We start from the raw sequence: 503 nt of genomic DNA, 5'->3' as shown, positions 1-503 counted from the left end.
ATGGACCGCAACGGCGATGGCGTGCTCAGCGCCGATGAGCTGCCCGGTGGCAAAGGCCCGCCGATCACGCGGGAGCAGCGGCGGCAGACGCTGATCCAGCGGTTCCACAAACAGGATGCCAATGGCGACGGGTATTTGAGTGCGCGCGAGTTGGCTGCGCCGCCGCGCTGAGCGTCACTCGGACCGTAGCGGGGCAGTCCGCCGCTCTACCGCGGTTCATCGGGGGACGCCTTAGAATCCCCTCATGCCCGAGCTTCCCGAAGTAGAAACCACCCGCCGCGGCCTGGCCCCGCACCTGGAAGGCCGCAGTGTGCACGGCGTGATCCTGCGCCGGCCCGACCTGCGCTGGCCGATTCCTCCGGAGATCAGCGAGCAGCTGCCCGGCCAGGCAATTGAAGGGGTCCGCCGTCGCGCCAAGTACCTGCTGCTGGATACCGCCATCGGCAGCGCGCTGCTGCACCTGGGCATGTCCGGCAGCCTGCGCGTGCTGCCCGGCGATACGC

2 protein-coding genes are annotated in these 503 nt (G+C 69.4%); both read left to right on the top strand.

Features of this window, described 5'->3' with window-relative positions:
• On the top strand, positions 1–171 hold the full coding sequence (locus tag AAE045_RS24545) for a hypothetical protein (protein WP_455549890.1): 171 nt from the start codon (positions 1–3) through the stop codon (positions 169–171).
• Between the two features lie 73 nt (positions 172–244).
• The coding region (locus AAE045_RS24540; protein ID WP_455549889.1) for a DNA-formamidopyrimidine glycosylase family protein at positions 245–503 on the top strand (259 nt) is incomplete at its 3' end.

The sequence above is a fragment of the Dryocola clanedunensis genome, from assembly GCF_038405435.1.
Taxonomy (GTDB): Bacteria; Pseudomonadota; Gammaproteobacteria; order Enterobacterales; family Enterobacteriaceae; genus Dryocola; species Dryocola clanedunensis_A.
Note: the sequence above shows the minus strand (reverse complement) of the source record. Positions and strands in the feature narration are given on the sequence as shown.